We start from the raw sequence: 17,818 nt of genomic DNA, 5'->3' as shown, positions 1-17,818 counted from the left end.
ATGATGCCGAGGAAGACGTGCTCGCCTACATGACCTTTCCCCAACAGCATCGGACGAAGTTGCATTCGACGAATCCGATTGAACGTTTGAACGGCGAGATCAAGCGCAGGACAGACGTCGTCGGGATCTTTCCAAATGAGGCTGCCATACGACGCCTCGTCGGCGCCATCCTCATGGAGCAGACCGAAGAATGGACTGTGCAGCGTGCGCGATACATGACGCTGGAAACCTTGGCACCGGTCTGCGATGATCCCATCATCAGCCTGCCTGCAACGCAGACGGACTGATCAGCTCGGCCGTCGAAAGCGCCCGGCCAGCCGCGAGTTACACCACGCTATGGGGCATGATCCTGAAGCCTCAGCCTGTATGACTGCCACACGCTCACTTACCGTCCCCTGCTCTCGGGTCGCACCGCTCTCTCATTCCGCTATCAGGTCAACCTTAAGACGGTTTTGAAGTGGGAGTCCCATTTCAGATCGTCGTAAACAGCAGGCTGATGCGTCTCCGGAGGGTTACTGGCCCAATTCTCGATGGTATTTATCCACAACCGGGGTTCAGCGACAGACAGGAAATGCGCTTTGACGCCAAGTACTTCCTTCAAAACTTCGAGATCGTTGCATAAAACACGCGTTCCCAGAGCCGCCGACTCTACCGGGGGTAGACCAAAGCCCTCGCTCAGGCTCGGAAACAGGGTTCCCGCCGCCCCCTGAACCAAGGCGGCAACTGCCCCGTCGGACAATCCCTGAGCCTCGATCACCCTGTCATCGGCCCGCAGGGCATCCAGACGCGCAAAGACCGCCGCGTTGTTCCACCCCCGGTTTCCACAGATGACGAGGCGCGGCGCCGAAGGCCCCATCTGCTCCCACAAATCCAGGAGAAAGGCGTGGTTCTTCCGTGGCTCTATCGTCCCCACAGTGACGAAATAGGGCTGTTCGGGGGGCAAATGTGGGGGCAGATCGACAGGCACGGGTATGGGCCGCACGACGCCCAGATACGCGACAAGGGCGGGCGGCACCCGCCCCCAACCCCGCATGAAGGTTTCCGCGCGTTTCCGGGTATCCGCCGAATTATAGATCACCAGATCGGCGTCCTGCGCTACGCGTTGCACCTTGTCCCGAAAGGGGCTGACCGTGCCGGGGCGCTGAAAATCCGGGTGTTCGAGCGGGATCACATCATGCACCAGCACCGCAATCCGCCCGGCAGAGGCGTGAACCGCGCCAAACACGCGGTCGGTGATATTGCTATGGCCGACATTCAGATAGGCGTAATCCTGCGGCAGGTTACGGCTCAACATCCGTGCCAACCGGCCCGGAACCGCCCGCGCGAGGGCCAGCCTGCGCAGGTCTGCCTCCGCCCGGCGCTGGAGGTTCGAGCGACCGCGTGGCAACCGCGATAACAGATCGGGCGCGCCCCACTCCTCGCGCCCCGTAAGACGTTCGATGAACTTCCGTACGCCGCTTGCGTCGAGCAAAACGTAACCGAATGCTGTCCGCGCCAGCCCGAACACGGGAACGCTTTCATCGGAAAGCAACGCATCGCCATAGGCGAGCTCCACCCGATCCACACCCGTCGCCACGCGACCGGCGCGGCGCAGGCTGCGCGTCAGGTCAAGCAACCGCGCAGTCGGGCGTTCAGGCGTCGTAATGCCCGGTCTGGTGCCATCTCCAGGCATCTGTGATCATCTGCTCCAGCGTTGAGCGGCGCGGACGCCAGCCCAGTTCTTTTTCCGCGCGGGTCGAACCCGAAACCAGTTTGGTGCAATCTCCCGGGCGGCGGGGCCCTATAACATGGGGCACTTCACGGTTCGTGACCGAACGGCTGTGGGCAAGAACCTCTTTGACCGAAAACCCGGACCCCGTGCCAAGGTTGAACACCCGGCTGCCGCGCCCCTGCAACAACCAGTCGAGGCCCAGAACGTGGGCGTCCACCAGATCGCAGACATGAACGTAATCCCGAATGCAGGTGCCGTCCGGCGTGTCGTAGTCGGTTCCGAATATCGTCAGCGCGTCGCGTTTCCCTTCGATCGCATCCAGCATAAGCGGCACGAGGTGCGTTTCCGGCTGATGGAATTCGCCCACCTCGCCCTCCGGGTCCGCGCCCGCCACATTGAAATAGCGGAAAATGACGTGGTTCAGCCCATGCGCCTTTTCGAAATCGCGCAATATATCCTCGATCGCCCGCTTCGATGCGCCATAGGCATTGATCGGAAGCTGGGCCGAGGATTCATCCAGCACAACATTATCCTGATCGCCATAGGTCGCGCAGGTCGAAGAGAAGACGAAGTTCCGGCACCCCGCCCCGGCGGCCGCCTCGATCAGGTTCAGTGAGCCAAGCACGTTGTTGCGCCAGTAAAGGCCCGGCTCCTTCATGCTTTCACCCACCTGGCTAAGGGCGGCGAAATGCATGACGGCGACGGGTTCATAGTCTGCAAAAGCCGCGTCGACCTCGGCCCGGTTCATCAGGTCACCCTTGATGAAAGGTCCGAACTTCACCGCCTCCCGCCAGCCGGTCACCAGATTGTCGAAGGTCACGGGCGTATGGCCCGCCGCCGCAAGCGCCTTGCAGGCGTGCGATCCGATATATCCCGCACCCCCGGTCACCAGAACATTGGCCATTGGTCTTCCTTGCCGTACCAGCGCTATTGCGCGGCCTTGTCGCTTTGAACGATCTCATGCAGGTATTGCGTCAGATCTTCGCGCAACTCGTCCCGCGCGAGCCCGAAGGCCACCGTGGCACGCAAGAAGCCGGATTTCGAGCCGCAATCGAACCGCTGACCGTCAAAGCGATAGCCATAGACGTTCCGGTCTTGAGCAATCTCCGCCGCGATTGCGTCGGTAAGCTGAATCTCCCCCCCAGAACCAGATTTGATCTTGTTCAGGTTCTGAAGGACAGTCGGCGCAAGAATATAACGCCCGATCACGGCAAGGTTCGAGGGCGCATTCTCAGTCTTCGGTTTTTCGACCATGCCTTTCACCTGAACCATCTTCCCCATATCTTCCGCGAGATCGAGGATACCGTAGGCGGATGTCCGTTCAGGTTCGACTTCCATCGCGGCGACCATATTGCCACCTGTTTCGGCATAGGCTTCCACCATCTGCTGAAGGCAGGGCTTTTCGGCCGCGATGACATCGTCCGGCAGGATGACTGCGAAAGGCTCATCCGCCATCAGGCGCCGCGCGCACCACACGGCATGGCCCAGACCCAGCGCCTTGTGCTGACGGATATAGGCAATGGCGCCACTTTCCATGTTGGTTTGCTTGAGGATGCTCAGAAGCTCTTTCTTGTCCTTGGAGCGCAATTCCTGCTCCAGCACCGGGGCGTGATCGAAGTAATCCTCCAGCGCGCCCTTGCCGCGCGAGGTGACAAAGATGAACTCCCTGATGCCGGCGGCCCGCGCCTCGTCGATCGCGTACTGGATCAGTGGCCGATCGACCAACGTCATGATTTCTTTGGGAACAGACTTGGTTGCGGGCAAAAAGCGCGTTCCCAGACCTGCAACGGGGAAAATCGCCTTTGTCACTTTCTTCGGCATCTCAAACCTCGGCTCGTTTCTTATTGGTCTTCTACTCCATCGCCTGCCGATAGGCAGCCCAAAGTAGTTCTGACCGCTTAATGAATTTAAAGTAAATCGATACTTCAGCGGTCAATAGCATCTCCCCGCGTAAACGTCACTCTTTCCCTTTCGGTTCGGCTCCGAACCTTCCTGCGGTGGAAGCTGACCAATGGCTGGTCCCGCTCCGACCGTCCGAAGAGGCCTCCTGTCTGACGCCAGACCCCCTCCTCCGTAAACGCCACGCGGTGATAAAAAGCACTGGGCGAAAGCGACAGAAGCGTCACGACATGCCCCTGCCCGACGAGTTTCCGCGCGCGGGTCTCATCCCGTTTCCGGCGGGCCGGGCGGGTTGTGATCCATACATGGGGTTTGGTCGAAGATACGAACCGCAAGAAAGGGCTCGCCGCGCGCCGGGGCAAGCGGGCAGTCCCGATGGCACGTGCGAGACCTTCCGAATGGCCTTCCTCAAGCCGCGCCATCAGTCTGCGCAGGCTTCGCGGCTCAAGTGCGCCGGAAACCATGTGCCGCAACAATCTGCGCCGCTCTGCCCCCTGCACCGCCTTCCAGTGGGTGGCCCGGTCCGCCTCGTGGATATGCTTGCGTGCGAAAACCGCCCAGCTGGCACCGATGTCGAACAGGTCCCGTGGCACGCGGTCCGCACTCCGTACGCGGTTTTCCTCGAACCCGTGGTGGACCTCGGCGCGGGGCACGATCGCCGTGGCCTGCCCCGTACGCGCAAGCCGCATGTTCAGGTCTGTTTCATCCAGATAGTAGTGAAAGGCCGGATCGAACCCGTCGAGGGCGATCAGCGCATCCCGGCGGAAAGCCATATTCGTGCCTTCGGTCTTCACTGCATGGCCGTGCGCCGGGGTAAGAACCGTGGCATGGGCATCGTCGAGGGAAAGTGGATAGGTACTGCCATGCCTGTCGAGGCCGCGCGCCTTCCATTGGAAGGAGATCCCGTTGCGCCCCCGAACATAGCCGCCCATGGCAGCGACTTCGTCGCGCGATGCGGGTGCTGTCAGGTGATGCAGCCACAGGGGTTCGGGCACCGCATCGTCATCGATGAACGCAACGATATCGCCAGCGGCATGGGTGATGCCCATGTTGCGCGCCGCGGAGATATTGGGAACATCGTATTCCAGCAGCTTGACGGTTTCGCCGAACCCGCCGTCCCGGGCCGCCGCGATCCCAGCCGGATCCGCGACCACGACGATCTCGAACGCGGGATAGCGAAGTTGCGAAAGCCCGACGAGGCACCGGCGCAAAGCCGAAGGACGGTTTCGGCTGACAACGACGACGCTGACCGTCGTCTCGCTCACTCCAACCCCATCTCTTCCATCATGGCTTCAAGCCGGGGCACGTCTTCGGGGTTGTTCAATTCCCAGAAGGACCGGCCCCGCGCCTCGACCTCGACACAGAGAACCGGGCGGTTGTTTTCCAGAAACCGAAGCTGCTCCAACCCTTCGAGCCGTTCCAACGGCCCCACCTCCCAAGACGGATAGGCAGCGAGCGCGTCCGGGCGATAGGCATAGACCCCGACGTGGTGGAAAACCGGCGTGGGTTCCGACGGATCATAGCGGGTCGCAGTATAGGGAATGACTTCCTTGGAGAAATAGAGCGCCGCGTTGTCGGCCGCAAAGACCGCCGTAGTGCCGCCCACGCGCCCGGCCTTCCGGTCGTCCAGCAGCGCCGACAGGGTCGCCCCCTCGCAGCGCAAGACGGGGGTGGCAATGGCGGCACCGGGGTTCGCGCGCAGCCCCTCAATCAGCCCCTCGACGAACCATGGGGGCGTCAACGGGGCATCGCCCTGAAGGTTCACCACGATATCATAGCCCCCGCCCAGCGCCTTGTGCGCTTCGGCGCACCGCTCCGTCCCGTTGGCGCATTCCGTCGACGTCATAACGACCTCTGCGCCGAACGCTTCGGCAGCAGTGCGAATGCGGGCGTCGTCGGTGGCGACGACGACGCGGTCCACCCCGGACACCGAGCGGGCCGCCCGCCAGCTGCGTTCGATCAGGCTGCGGCTTTCGCCACCCGCCCCCTTCAGCGCGACCAGTGGCTTGCCCGGATAGCGGGTCGAGGCATAGCGCGCGGGAATTACCACCAGAACGGACATCATGCCTCCTTCAGCGCGACGCCCGGCGCATGGACGATGAAATGCGGGTTTTCGAACCCCGGCTTGCCATAGGTCAGCGGGCTGTGATCATCGAAACGCACAACGAAGCCCCCCGCGCCGCGCACGACGGCATCACCTGCGGCAGTATCCCATTCCATCGTACGGCCCAGCCGGGGATAAAGGTCGGCCTCACCACTGGCGACAAGGCAGAACTTGAGCGATGAACCGGCGCTGGTCATATCCCGCAGGTCGTAACGGGCGATGTAGTCGTCCGTCGCCTGATCCCGGTGCGATTTCGACGCCACCACCATGAGGCCGCTGCCCTCCGGGTCCTTCGCATTCAGCGGCATCGTCTCACCCGCCCGGTCGGGATCGAGCGCACCGGTTTCCTCCACCGAACGCCCCTCTGCATCGGTATAGAAAAGGCGTCCCTTCGCTGGGGCATAGACCACACCGCGGGTCGGCACCGCGCCCTCCACCAACGCGATGTTCACTGTGAACTCCCCCCGTCGATGGACGAACTCCTTGGTGCCGTCCAGCGGATCAACGATAAGAAAGGTATCCCCCCGGGCCGAATGAGTCTCCGCCTGTTCTTCGGTCACGAGCATAAGGTCGGGAAAGGCCGCCCGCAGCCCTTCGGAAATCAGGGCGTCGGCTGCTTCGTCCGCAGCCGTGACGGGGCTTTCGTCGGACTTCGACCGGACGTCGAAATCGTCCTGTCCATATATCTCCATGATGCGTTCCCCCGCCTGCAGGGCAAGGCGACGCATCACAGTCACCAACTCTTCGTAATCCATTCTCTGCGCCCCGCTTTCGTTGATATTCTTTTCAAACCTCTTATGCTGCGCTGACTACGGAACGGCAAGAATTCCGTGTATACTCCCGCTCAGTCAGAGGCGCAGGCAGATGTTCCAGTCCACCCGAAAGCCGACCGGCCGCTTGTCGAGCGCGGTTTCGATGCTCGAACTGATCTATCACTCGATCGTCCGGTCGATCCGCAAGACGCATAACAACGCCATCATGGCGATTTTCACGAACATGCTGCAGGCGGTCCTGTTCGTCGCGGCCTTCTACGTGATGTTCACCATCCTCGGGCTGCGCGGGGCGGCGGTGCGTGGTGATTTCCTCATCTACGTGATGACCGGCATCTTCCTCTTCCTCACGCACACCAAGACGCTCGGCGCCGTTGTCGCCTCCGAAGGACCGGCGAGCCCGATGATGCAGCACGCCCCGATGACGACCGTCATCTCGATCGCCTCGGCGGCCTTCGGCGCGCTCTATATTCAGGTGCTGTCGCTCTTCGTCATTCTCTTTGCCTATCACGTGGTCATGACCCCGCTGGAGATCGAGCAACCGATCCCGGCCTTCGGGATGCTGCTCATCGCGTGGTTCACAGGGGGCGCGCTCGGCGTGGTGCTGCTGGCGATCAAGCCGTGGTTTCCGACCTTCGTGCAGATCTTCACCACCGTCTATCAGCGCGCGAACATGATCGCATCGGGCAAGATGTTCCTTGCCAACACGCTGCCCGGTTTCATGCTGGCGATGTTCGACTGGAACCCGCTGTTTCACGCCATCGATCAAAGCCGGGGCTTCGCGTTCATCAATTACTACCCCCGCTACAGCAATTGGGAGTATCCGATCTGGGTCGGGCTGGTCCTGCTGATGATCGGGATGATGGGCGAATTCTACACCCGCAAACATGCCTCGCTCAGTTGGAGCGCACGGCGCTGACGGATCAGTCGACCACGCGCAGCGTCAGGTTGATCCGTCCGCCGCCCGGCAGCAGCGGCGATGAACCCGGGCGGATACGGTCCACCCCGTGATAGGTGAGCCGGGCCGCCCCGCCCATGACGACCACATCCCCGGACCGAAGCCAGACCGACTGTGTCTTGCCGCCCCGCGTGGGGTTGCCCATCCGGAAAAGCGCGTCATCGCCAAGCGAAACGGAGACCACCGGCCAGGCGAAATCCGCTTCGTCCGCGTCGCGGTGCATGCCCAGTTTGGCCTGCGCGTCGTAATGATTGATGAGGCAGCACTCTGGCCTCCGCTCCAACCCCGTGAGCGCATCCCATATCCGCAGGACCGGGGCCGGAATCGACGGCCAGGGCTGACCGTCGGGATGGGTAGGCACATAGCGATAGCCGCTTCGATCCGAAAACCAGCCGTATTTCCCCGCCGCCGTGATGCGTACGGACATCGGTTTGCCGTACGGGGTCTGCGGGCGAAAGAACGGCGCCTGCCGGGCCACATCCTGCACGGCCTCGACCAGTTCACGCTGGGCCGTCAGATCGAGATAGCCGTCGTAAATCGCGAAGTCCCTGACCATGACTGGTGCCATCTGTGACCCTCCTGCGCTGAGCATCGGAAAAGGTTGGAAAATACTGCATCCGCCTCTTCGCAACGGTTGCAGGGCCGAAATCGCCTCCTTATATACCCTCCGAACCGCGAAGGACCACCTGTCCGACGCGTCCACAGATCGGGGCAGGATGCCGAAACGGGTCCACGCCTCGTTTCATCGCCTGAGTAAAAGAGGGATCGAAAACATGGCCAAAGTAATTGGTATTGACCTTGGAACTACAAACAGCTGTGTCGCCATCATGGATGGCAGCCAGCCTCGCGTGATCGAGAACGCCGAAGGCGCGCGCACGACACCGTCGATCGTCGCATTCACCGACGACGAACGCCTTGTCGGCCAGCCCGCCAAACGGCAAGCGGTCACCAACCCGGAAAACACGATCTTCGGTGTCAAGCGCCTGATCGGTCGTCGTAATGATGACCCGGATCTCGCCAAGGACCGCAAGAACATGCCGTTCACCGTCATGGACGGTGGCAACGGTGACGCATGGGTTGAAGCTAAGGGTGAGAAATACTCCCCTTCGCAGATCTCGGCGTTCATCCTCGGCAAGATGAAGGACACCGCAGAAAAGTATCTTGGCGAAGAAGTCACGCAGGCCGTCATCACCGTGCCCGCCTACTTCAACGACGCCCAGCGTCAGGCCACGAAAGATGCCGGCAAGATCGCCGGTCTGGAAGTGCTGCGCATCATCAACGAACCGACAGCCGCGGCGCTTGCCTATGGCCTCGACAAGGAAAACACCCAGACGATCGCCGTCTATGACCTTGGTGGCGGTACGTTCGACGTGACCATCCTCGAAATCGACGATGGCCTCTTCGAAGTGAAATCCACCAACGGCGATACCTTCCTTGGTGGTGAAGACTTCGACATGCGGATCGTCAATTACCTCGCCGAAGAGTTCAAGAAAGAGCACGGCGTCGACCTGACGAAGGACAAGATGGCGCTGCAGCGTCTGAAGGAAGCTGCGGAAAAAGCGAAGATCGAACTGTCGTCTTCTTCGCAGACCGAGATTAACCAGCCCTTCATCTCGATGGGCAAGGACGGCTCGCCGCTGCACATGGTCATGAAGCTGACCCGCGCCAAGCTGGAAAGCCTCGTCGGCGACCTGATCAAGGCTTCGATGAAGCCCTGCAAGGACGCCCTGAAGGATGCCGGCCTGTCCGCGTCCGACATCGACGAAGTCGTGCTCGTGGGTGGTATGACCCGCATGCCGAAGGTCGTCGAAGAGGTGACCAAGTTCTTCGGCAAGGAGCCGCACAAGGGTGTGAACCCCGATGAGGTCGTGGCACTCGGTGCCGCCATTCAGGCGGGCGTTCTGCAGGGTGACGTGAAAGACGTCGTACTGCTCGACGTGACCCCGCTGTCGCTGGGTATCGAAACGCTGGGCGGTGTCTTCACCCGTCTGATCGACCGCAACACGACCATCCCGACCAAGAAGAGCCAGATCTTCTCCACCGCAGAAGACAACCAGAACGCGGTGACGATCCGGGTCTTCCAGGGTGAGCGTGAAATGGCTGCCGACAACAAGATCCTTGGTGCCTTCAACCTGGAGAACATTCCGCCCGCACCGCGCGGCATGCCCCAGATCGAGGTGACCTTCGACATCGATGCCAACGGTATCGTTTCGGTCGGCGCGCTCGACAAGGGCACCGGCAAGGAGCAGAAGATCACCATCCAGGCGTCGGGCGGCCTGTCCGAGGAAGACATCGAAAAGATGGTCAAGGACGCCGAGGAGAACGCGGAGGCCGACAAGTCCCGCCGCGAACTGATCGAGGCGAAGAACCAGGCCGAAGGGCTCATCCACTCGACCGAAAAGTCGCTGGAAGAGCACTCCGACAAGGTCGACCCGACAACCGTCGAAGCGATCGAACTGGCCATCGCCGCCCTGAAGGACGAGCTCGAGTCGGACAACGCCGACAAGATCAAATCCGGCATCCAGAACGTCACCGAAGCGGCGATGAAGCTGGGTGAGGCGATCTACAAGGCGGCCCAGGACGAAGGCGAGGACGTGGCCCAGTCCACCGATGCGCCGCGGAACGACAGCAACGATGATGACGATATCGTCGATGCCGAGTTCGAGGATCTGGACGACGACAAGCGCGCGTAATCGCGGTTTGACTGCATGATGAGGGCCGGTCCGTCAGGCGGGCCGGCCCGTCATGTATCAACAGCAGGAGCTTATGACCCATGGCAAAACGTGACTACTACGAGGTGCTTGGCGTTGCCAAAGGGGCCTCTGCCGAAGAGATCAAGAAAGGCTACCGCACCAAGGCCAAGGAATTGCACCCCGACCGCAATACCGACAACCCCAAGGCCGAAGCGCAGTTCAAGGAGGCCAACGAGGCCTACGAGGTTCTGAAAGACGCCGACAAGAAAGCCGCATACGACCGCTACGGTCATGCCGCCTTCGAAGGTGGCATGGGCGGTGGACGCCCCGGTGGCGGCGGCTTCGGCGGCGGGCAGCAGGGTGATTTCAGCAGCGCCTTCTCCGATGTCTTCGACGACTTGTTCGGCGATTTCATGGGCCAACGCGGCGGCGGCCAGGCCGGCGGTCGGCGTGCGGCCCGTGGTGCGGACCTGCGCTACAACCTCAGGATCTCGCTGGAGGACGCCTTCTCCGGTTTGCAGAAGTCGATCAACGTGCCGACATCGGTACAATGTTCGGCATGTGACGGATCGGGTGCCGAAGGCGGGGCGGAGCCCACCACATGCCCCACCTGTTCCGGCATGGGCAAGGTAAGGGCGCAGCAGGGCTTTTTCACCGTCGAACGCACCTGCCCCACCTGTTCGGGCCTCGGCCAGATCGTCAAGAATCCCTGCAACACCTGCCGGGGCGCGGGGCGGGTCGAAAAGAACAGGCAGCTTTCGGTCAATATCCCCGCGGGGGTGGAAACAGGCACACGCATCCGTCTCGCCGGTGAAGGCGAAGCAGGACTGCGCGGCGGGCCTTCGGGTGATCTCTATATTTTCATCGAGGTCGCCGAACACGATCTGTTCGAACGGGACGGGCCGAACCTGTTCTGCCGCGTTCCCGTCTCGATGAGCACGGCTGCCCTGGGCGGCAGCATCGAAGTCCCCACCATCGACGGTGGTCGCGGGCGGGTGCAGGTGCCGGCGGGCAGCCAGTCCGGTCGCCAGATGCGTCTGCGCGGCAAGGGCATGCCCCCGCTGCGGGGCGGCGGGGCCGGTGACATGATCATCGAACTGGCGGTCGAAACGCCGGTGAACCTGACGTCGGAGCAGAAGGACCTGCTGCGGAAATTCGAAGAGCTTTCGGACAAGAACAACCCGGAAAGCTCCACCTTTTTCAGCAGCGTGAAATCCTTCTGGGATTCGATGAAAGGCTGACCAAGCTGATATCTGTCGTAGCAAGGCCGGGCATCGCCCGGCCTTTTTCGTTTACCACTTGGCAACCATTCGAGGGTCACTCTGGCCCGATGCGACGGCCAGAAGACAAAACGCACCCTCCCGGCGATCAGAGCCTGCGTGAAAGTGGGCAACTCTTTCTGCTGCCGGAGGAGGTCGGCGCCAGCCGCAACTCACAGGACCAAACGGCAAAGGTGCCCTCCTACCTCAGGGACCACCGGGTTCGCCTGCGCGCGCGCTTCATGGCGGGCGGGGCCGATGCCGTCCCCGACTACGAATTGCTTGAACTCATCCTCTTCCGCGCATTGGGCCGGAAGGACGTGAAGCCGTTGGCGCGGGAGCTTCTGGAAACCTTCGGTGACTTCAACCGGGTCATCACCGCTCCCAAGGCACGGCTCCTCTCCGTCCATGGGGTGGGCGAAGCGGTCGTGGTGGAGTTGAAGATCATCGAAGCGGCGTCGCACCGGTTGATGCGCTCAAAGGTGATCAGGCGGCCCGTCGTCTCGAGCTGGGATGCGCTGCTCGATTACTGCCATACCGCCATGGCCCACCGGGAGACGGAGCAGTTTCGCGTCCTCTACCTCGACCGGAAGAACACTTTGATCGCCGACGAACAGGAAGGCGAAGGCACGGTCGATCACGTTCCCGTCTACCCGAGGGAGGTCGCCAAGCGCGCGCTTGAGCTGAACGCCTCTGCCCTGATCCTCGTGCATAATCATCCTTCGGGGGACCCGACACCGTCACAGATGGACATCGAGATGACGAAGCGGATCATCTCCGCCTGCGATGTGCTCGGGATCGCGTTGCACGATCACCTCATCATCGGCAAGTCGCAGGAGCTGAGCTTCAGGGCAGAAGGCTTGGTCTGACAAGCGCTCAGCGCACCCAGACCTCCACTCGGCGGTTTGCCTGCCGGCCCCAGGCGCTGTCGTCACAGGCCATGGGCAGGGCCTCTCCGAAGGCTTCCACCCCGATGTCGATCCTTTCGGGGTTTGCCGTCACCGCAGCGGCAAGCACGGCGCGGGATACGGCCTGGGCACGCTGAAGCGCGATGTCACGGTTTGCCGCTGCCGGGCCTTCGCCATCGCTGAACCCGACGAAAAGTATCTGCCGCGCATCGTATTGCCCCTGCTCCATCGCGCGGGCCAGTTGCTGGATGTTGGAGCGGGATTGCGCATCCAGCCTGATCGACCCGGCTTCGAACCGGAAGGAGACCGTCAGCCGCTGCATGGGGGCCAATGTCGTCACCATGCGCTGCAGCTCGTCCAGCGACGTCTCGAAACCCGCTGTCGCGATCGCGTTGGTAAAGCGGTTGCCCTGTTCGTCCACCGGTATCTCTTCCGGCCCCTGATCCACGAACCCGCTACGGCGGATGACGACCTGCGCCGCCGGGCTGCGGGTGAAGGCCAGAAACTCCCGCGCGATCTGCGGCAGGCGCCGTGCCGGAAAATAAAGGAACATGGGCGCGGTGAGCGGGTAATCTTCGGTCTTTATCGTCCGGCGGGACGCCGAGAGCGCGAAGTCGCAGGTCCCGGCGAGCGCCAGCATCTTGGTATTGCGCTGTTCGGCGAAACTGGTCAGCCCGATGGCGAAGCTGTCCTTTGCCACGGCGTCCGACAAATCGGCGGGAAACCGGTGGCGGATAATACCCTCCGCCAGTTCCAGCTTTGCCGGGGTCATGATCTGATCCACGATAGCCTGCGCCAGACCGTTCCCTTCATCCGGCAGATGCATCTCTATGGGCGCATCCGGCCCGCCGAGATCCTTCCAGCTGACAATTCGGCCTGAATAGATCCGTGCCAGGTCGAGCACCGAAATCCGATCCACCGGGTTCGACGGTGCCACCACCGGCACGATGGCGTCCAGCGCCAGCACGCGGCTGCGGTTGGCCCCGGTCAGGTCTCCCATACCGGCCTCGCGTGCATTGATACGCTCCTGCAGGCGAATTTCCCGCAGGGCCATCACCACATCGGCTTCATCCGCCAACAGATCGGCGAACCCTTCATTCGTATTGGTCGCGCGAAAGGAAAAGTTGGCGGCAAGCTCGCCGTCCCGTTCGCCGTACAGATGATAGACGAAGCTCCCGGCTTCGAGATCCTCGCGGGTGGTGGTGAATCCCGCACGCTGACCGAAAGCTTCCAACAAAGCGGGCATCAGGACCGCCCCCATCGTGGCAGAGCCGGAAATTTGCAGCTCGGCGACATAATTGTCGAGATTGGGGCAGCCCGGCCCCGTGCAGAGCACACCGCTCCCGTCGAAGGTCAACTCGCCGAAGTCGGTCTGCACCCGGTAGAATTCACCATCGAATCCCAGCAGCGTACCTGCAACCTCGATCTTGCCGTCGCGCGACGTCAGCATGACATCCTGCGCGGCGGCAATGACTGTGGAACAGAACAGAAAAAGTGCGGCGAAAGCCGCCGCACGTTTCAAGAGGTACATGGTGCCCCGGCGTTGCGTCAGTATTGCGCGACTTTCAGGTTTTGTAGCAGATTATTCAACACAAGAAAGTTGCCCTGCGCATCACAACCCGGCACCGCCAGCGTCAGGTCCTGCGATTTGATCTTTCCGTCACCGCCGATTTCCAGCGATTGCGCCTCGATCTCGGTTCCGCAGTTGGCAGGGGCCACTTCCGCTTCGACGCTCAGGGCAACCTGCCCGTCACGCCCGGTGCCGATCTTGGGGAAGGTATAGACCTCCGCCAGCAGGGGATCGGCGGCGCGGGTGTCGCCATTCATCGTCATGTAGCCGCCTGCCCCGGTGATCGCCGCGGTCAGATCGCGCGGCGCGCCGGACCAGACATGGCCTTCGCTCCCATAGGCCGCGCCGAATTCGCGTGCATGGATCTGAAACCCCATGTCCCCGCGCCATTGCACGACGACGCGGTTGAAGTCTTCCAGATCCTCCACGGTGGCCTGTGCGACGGCGCCATCACCGCTGGAAAAGGCAAGGATGAAAACCGCATCCCGGGCGAGCGCCGGGACCGTGATATCAAGTTCTCCCTCGGCGGAGGTGGTCTGGGTGAAGATCATTCCGTTGTGATGGATCGTCAGCCGTTCGTTCGGCAGGCAAGGGGCGGACATGCTCAGCTGAACCATCGCGGCTGCCTTCGCCCGCGCATCGGCGGTTACGGTGCAGTCCAGCCCCGGCAGTGTTGCGGGCGGCGTGGGTTCCGGCAGGGCCTGGGGCGCGGCTGCGGGGATGACCTGCGATTCAGCAGCGGGGGAGGCGACGATCGCGTCGAATTCGGCAGAGGTGAGGGTGATCCCCTCTACCTCCAGCAGGGCATCGCTGGAATTGGCGAACCCGGCGGAGGAGGGTATCTGCGCCTGCTCTCCGGGGCCATAGAACCGATCAGCCGTGGCAGAGCTTTGCATCGCAAAGCCGATACCGGCCGCAACGACCAAGGCACCGACGGTGGTCAGAATTTCCTTTTGATTTGGCATGGGGCGAATTCCCTATCAACAAAAGTGTTAACGATAGGTTATCGCCGACGATGATGGCCGCCGTATGAGGAGTCTTTGACGAAAGAAAGGCGCCCGGCGTCGGGCGACAGAAAGGCGCCCTGTGTCAGGCGACCTTGCCGTGGCAATGCTTGAATTTCTTCCCCGATCCGCATGGGCATTCATCGTTCCGCCCGGGGTTTCCCCAAGTCGTGGGATCGTTCTCGTCAAAGCCTTCGCGGGCGGAACCATCGGTCGCCCCCGCAGAATCTTCGGGCTGGCCCGCCGCCTTCGCGGCGGCCTGAACCGCGGCTTGCCGGGCGGCCATCTCTTCCATCATCTCGCGCTGTTCGTCGGCGGACATGGGGCGCACACGGCACAGCTTCTGCGTTACTTCTTCGCGAAGACTGTCCAGCATGGTCTCGAAGAGCTGGAAGGATTCGTTCTTGTATTCGTTCAGCGGATCCCGCTGGGCGTAGCCGCGGAAGCCCACGACAGACCGCAGATGCTCCAGCGTCAGCAGGTGTTCGCGCCACTTGCTGTCGATGGCCTGAAGCAGAATTTGCTTTTCGATGTTGCGCATGTTTTCCGCGCCGAAGGCTTCCGCCTTTTCGGACATCATCCGCGATGTTGCCTCTGTCAGGCGCTCGCGGATGACCTCGTCATCGACACCGTCCTCGTCGCACCATTCGGCCACGGGCAGGTTGATGTTCAGTTTCTCGACCACGGCCTGCTGGAACCCTTCGCCGTCCCACTGGTCGGCATAGGTCCGGGGCGGCATGTAGGTGTCGATCAGGTCGTCGATGACCTGCTCCCGCATATCGGTGACGATCTCGTTCAGATCGGCGGCTTCCATGATGTCACGACGCTGGCCGAAGATGACCTTGCGCTGTTCGTTCATCACGTCGTCGAACTTCAGCAGTTGCTTGCGGATGTCGAAGTTACGGCCTTCGACCTTGGCCTGCGCCCGCTCCAGCGACTTGTTGACCCAAGGGTGAACGATCGCCTCACCCTCTTTCAGGCCAAGGGTCGTCAGCACCTTTTCCAGCCGTTCAGAGCCGAAGATGCGCATCAGGTCGTCTTCGAGCGACAGGAAGAAGGACGACCGCCCCGGGTCCCCCTGACGACCCGACCGACCGCGCAGCTGGTTATCGATCCGACGGCTTTCATGCCGTTCGGAGGCCAGCACATAGAGGCCGCCCGCCTCGATCACCTTCTGTTTTTCGTCCGCATGTTCCGCCTCGATCCGGTTACGCACCTCGACGGGGTCCGCCTCAGGATCGGCGGCAAGCGCTTCCAGCACCTTCATCTCGACGTTGCCGCCAAGCTGGATGTCGGTGCCCCGACCGGCCATGTTGGTGGCGATGGTGACCGCCCCCAGCTTGCCGGCATCGGCCACGATCTGGGCTTCCTGTTCGTGCTGGCGCGCGTTCAGGACATTGTGCGGAATCCCCGCCTCCTTCAGCAGATTGCTCAGCATCTCGGATTTCTCGATAGAGGTCGTTCCCACCAGCGCGGGTTGACCCTTTTCATTGGCCTCCTTCACCTTTTCGATCATCGCCTCGTATTTCTCGCGCGCGGTGCGGTAGACCTGATCGTCTTCGTCCTCGCGCGCCACGGGCACGTTGGTCGGCACTTCGACAACGCCGAGCCCGTAGATTTCCATGAACTCGTCCGCTTCGGTCAGGGCCGTCCCGGTCATCCCGGCGAGCTTGTCGTAAAGGCGGAAGTAGTTCTGGAACGTCACACTGGCGAGGGTCACGTTCTCGGGCTGGATCTTGACGCCTTCCTTGGCCTCGATCGCCTGATGCAATCCGTCGGACAGGCGGCGGCCCTGCATCATGCGGCCGGTGAATTCATCGATCAGCATGACTTCGCCGTCGCGGACGATGTAGTCCTTGTCCCGCTGGAACAGCTTGTGGGCCCGCAGACCCTGATTGACGTGATGAACGATCGTGGTGCTTTCGGGATCGTACAGGCTCTGGCCTTCCTCGATCAGCTCGTGGGCCCGCAGCTTCTCTTCCAGAAACTCGTTACCCTCGTCGGTAAAGGTCACGTTGCGGGTCTTTTCGTCCAGCTCGTAGTGCTCGGGCTGGAGCGACGGAATCAGCTTGTCGATGATGCTGTACATCTCTGACCGGTCCTGCGAGGGGCCGGAAATGATCAGCGGTGTCCGCGCTTCGTCAATCAGGATGCTGTCGACCTCGTCCACGATGGCGAAATTGTGATGCTTCTGGAAAATCTGGCTCAGCTCGGGCTTCATGTTGTCCCGCAGGTAATCGAAGCCAAGCTCATTGTTCGTCGCATAGGTGATATCGGAGGCATAGGCCGCGCGCTTGTCGTCTTCGGACATGCCGGACCATGCGACGCCGGTGGTCAGCCCCAGCGCACCGAAAACCTTGCCCATCCATTCGGCATCGCGCTTTGCGAGGTATTCGTTCACCGTAACAATATGCACGCCCTTGCCGGTAAGCGCGTTGAGATAGGCGGCGAATGTCGCGGTCAGCGTCTTGCCTTCGCCGGTCTTCTGCTCGGCGATATTGCCCTGATGCAGGAAAATCCCGCCCATGAGCTGTGTGTCGAACGCCCGCAGGCCCAGCGTACGCCGGGCGGCTTCGCGGCAGTTGGCGAAGGCTTCGGGCAGCAGATCATCAAGGCTTTCGCCCTCTTCGGCGCGGCGGGCGAATTCCTGCGTCTTTTCCTTGATCTGATCGTCGCTGAGCTTCTCGAACTCAGGTTCCAGCGCGTTGATCCGTTCGACCAGCGGGCGCGTCGCCTTGATTTTGCGATCATTCGGCGTCCCGAAGACCTTTTTGGCGATTGTTCCGATACCCAGCATGTACTCTCCAGACGAACTTCTGATGTCTTGCGGTGATCCGCTTGCCCAGCGGCGTTTCGGTCCCTAAGTAGAAGGGGAACCGCCCCCCGGGCCGCGCCCATAGGGCGATGTAAGGGGCGCGATAAACACTGTCAACGTTGCAGCC

At 61.8% G+C, this 17,818-nt stretch carries 15 protein-coding genes; 5 read left to right on the top strand and 10 right to left on the bottom strand.

What is annotated here, in order from left to right:
• On the top strand, window positions 1-287 hold a 287-nt coding region (locus tag A3728_RS11180), incomplete at its 5' end, for a transposase (protein ID WP_201722311.1).
• Between the two features lie 143 nt (window positions 288-430).
• Here A3728_RS11180 and A3728_RS11175 read toward each other — a convergent pair.
• The 6 genes from A3728_RS11175 to cysQ form a co-directional block, all read right to left on the bottom strand.
• Window positions 431-1,672 (bottom strand): glycosyltransferase, encoded by a 1,242-nt coding sequence (locus A3728_RS11175; protein WP_067923535.1) that lies wholly within the window; start codon window positions 1,670-1,672, stop codon window positions 431-433.
• Window positions 1,632-2,615 (bottom strand): UDP-glucose 4-epimerase GalE, encoded by a 984-nt coding sequence (gene galE, locus A3728_RS11170; protein ID WP_067923534.1) that lies wholly within the window; start codon window positions 2,613-2,615, stop codon window positions 1,632-1,634. The genes A3728_RS11175 and galE overlap by 41 nt, the downstream gene beginning before the upstream one ends.
• 23 nt (window positions 2,616-2,638) lie before the next feature.
• Window positions 2,639-3,532, bottom strand: a complete 894-nt coding sequence (gene galU, locus A3728_RS11165; RefSeq protein WP_067923533.1) for a UTP--glucose-1-phosphate uridylyltransferase GalU — start codon at window positions 3,530-3,532, stop codon at window positions 2,639-2,641.
• Window positions 3,533-3,636: 104 nt separating this feature from the next.
• Window positions 3,637-4,875, bottom strand: a complete 1,239-nt coding sequence (locus tag A3728_RS11160; RefSeq protein WP_067923531.1) for a glycosyltransferase family 2 protein — start codon at window positions 4,873-4,875, stop codon at window positions 3,637-3,639.
• Window positions 4,872-5,672, bottom strand: a complete 801-nt coding sequence (locus A3728_RS11155) for a 3-deoxy-manno-octulosonate cytidylyltransferase (protein WP_067923528.1) — start codon at window positions 5,670-5,672, stop codon at window positions 4,872-4,874. Before A3728_RS11155 ends, A3728_RS11160 begins: the two co-directional genes overlap by 4 nt.
• Entirely contained in the window at window positions 5,672-6,469 is a 798-nt protein-coding gene (cysQ, locus tag A3728_RS11150) for a 3'(2'),5'-bisphosphate nucleotidase CysQ (RefSeq protein WP_067923525.1), read from the bottom strand. Before cysQ ends, A3728_RS11155 begins: the two co-directional genes overlap by 1 nt.
• A 109-nt stretch (window positions 6,470-6,578) precedes the next feature.
• Between cysQ and A3728_RS11145 the strand changes: the two genes are divergently transcribed.
• On the top strand, window positions 6,579-7,403 hold the full coding sequence (locus tag A3728_RS11145) for an ABC transporter permease (RefSeq protein ID WP_067923522.1): 825 nt from the start codon (window positions 6,579-6,581) through the stop codon (window positions 7,401-7,403).
• Between the two features lie 4 nt (window positions 7,404-7,407).
• On the opposite strand, the gene A3728_RS11140 is transcribed toward A3728_RS11145, so the two are convergent.
• Complete coding sequence (locus A3728_RS11140) at window positions 7,408-8,010, bottom strand: alpha-ketoglutarate-dependent dioxygenase AlkB family protein (protein WP_067923519.1); 603 nt, start codon at window positions 8,008-8,010, stop codon at window positions 7,408-7,410.
• Window positions 8,011-8,215: 205 nt separating this feature from the next.
• On the opposite strand from A3728_RS11140, the gene dnaK reads away from it, so the two are divergent.
• The 3 genes from dnaK to radC all read left to right on the top strand — a co-directional run bounded on the left by dnaK (window position 8,216) and on the right by radC (window position 12,263).
• Window positions 8,216-10,135, top strand: a complete 1,920-nt coding sequence (dnaK, locus tag A3728_RS11135; protein ID WP_067923516.1) for a molecular chaperone DnaK — start codon at window positions 8,216-8,218, stop codon at window positions 10,133-10,135.
• Window positions 10,136-10,215: 80 nt separating this feature from the next.
• The gene (gene dnaJ / locus A3728_RS11130; protein WP_067923513.1) at window positions 10,216-11,376 is read left to right on the top strand and encodes a molecular chaperone DnaJ; all 1,161 of its coding nucleotides are present in this window, start codon (window positions 10,216-10,218) and stop codon (window positions 11,374-11,376) included.
• A gap of 89 nt (window positions 11,377-11,465) precedes the next feature.
• Entirely contained in the window at window positions 11,466-12,263 is a 798-nt protein-coding gene (gene radC / locus A3728_RS11125; RefSeq protein WP_082851108.1) for a RadC family protein, read from the top strand.
• A gap of 7 nt (window positions 12,264-12,270) precedes the next feature.
• On the opposite strand, the gene A3728_RS11120 is transcribed toward radC, so the two are convergent.
• The 3 genes from A3728_RS11120 to secA all read right to left on the bottom strand — a co-directional run bounded on the left by A3728_RS11120 (window position 12,271) and on the right by secA (window position 17,673).
• A complete protein-coding gene (locus tag A3728_RS11120; RefSeq protein ID WP_067923510.1) occupies window positions 12,271-13,833 on the bottom strand; it encodes a phosphate ABC transporter substrate-binding/OmpA family protein in 1,563 nt (520 codons plus the stop codon).
• A gap of 17 nt (window positions 13,834-13,850) precedes the next feature.
• Window positions 13,851-14,837 carry a hypothetical protein gene (locus A3728_RS11115; protein WP_067923507.1) on the bottom strand — a complete coding sequence of 329 codons (987 nt, stop codon included), beginning with the start codon at window positions 14,835-14,837 and terminating at the stop codon, window positions 13,851-13,853.
• A 124-nt stretch (window positions 14,838-14,961) separates the two neighbouring features.
• On the bottom strand, window positions 14,962-17,673 hold the full coding sequence (gene secA / locus A3728_RS11110; RefSeq protein WP_067923504.1) for a preprotein translocase subunit SecA: 2,712 nt from the start codon (window positions 17,671-17,673) through the stop codon (window positions 14,962-14,964).
• Window positions 17,674-17,818 lie beyond the last annotated feature (145 nt).

This window comes from Sulfitobacter sp. HI0040 (assembly GCF_001634885.1).
GTDB lineage: Bacteria > Pseudomonadota > Alphaproteobacteria > Rhodobacterales > Rhodobacteraceae > Sulfitobacter.
This window is presented reverse-complemented; position numbering and strand designations above follow the sequence as displayed.

Coding starts and splice junctions, on each gene's coding strand:
- dnaK (WP_067923516.1), top strand. CDS start 8,216: ATGGCCAAAGTAATTGGTATTGACCTTGGAACTACAAACAGCTGTGTC.
- radC (WP_082851108.1), top strand. CDS start 11,466: ATGCGACGGCCAGAAGACAAAACGCACCCTCCCGGCGATCAGAGCCTG.
- A3728_RS11140 (WP_067923519.1), bottom strand. CDS start 8,010: ATGGCACCAGTCATGGTCAGGGACTTCGCGATTTACGACGGCTATCTC.
- A3728_RS11115 (WP_067923507.1), bottom strand. CDS start 14,837: ATGCCAAATCAAAAGGAAATTCTGACCACCGTCGGTGCCTTGGTCGTT.
- A3728_RS11175 (WP_067923535.1), bottom strand. CDS start 1,672: ATGCCTGGAGATGGCACCAGACCGGGCATTACGACGCCTGAACGCCCG.
- dnaJ (WP_067923513.1), top strand. CDS start 10,216: ATGGCAAAACGTGACTACTACGAGGTGCTTGGCGTTGCCAAAGGGGCC.
- A3728_RS11120 (WP_067923510.1), bottom strand. CDS start 13,833: ATGTACCTCTTGAAACGTGCGGCGGCTTTCGCCGCACTTTTTCTGTTC.
- galU (WP_067923533.1), bottom strand. CDS start 3,532: ATGCCGAAGAAAGTGACAAAGGCGATTTTCCCCGTTGCAGGTCTGGGA.
- cysQ (WP_067923525.1), bottom strand. CDS start 6,469: ATGGATTACGAAGAGTTGGTGACTGTGATGCGTCGCCTTGCCCTGCAG.
- secA (WP_067923504.1), bottom strand. CDS start 17,673: ATGCTGGGTATCGGAACAATCGCCAAAAAGGTCTTCGGGACGCCGAAT.
- A3728_RS11145 (WP_067923522.1), top strand. CDS start 6,579: ATGTTCCAGTCCACCCGAAAGCCGACCGGCCGCTTGTCGAGCGCGGTT.
- A3728_RS11155 (WP_067923528.1), bottom strand. CDS start 5,672: ATGTCCGTTCTGGTGGTAATTCCCGCGCGCTATGCCTCGACCCGCTAT.
- galE (WP_067923534.1), bottom strand. CDS start 2,615: ATGGCCAATGTTCTGGTGACCGGGGGTGCGGGATATATCGGATCGCAC.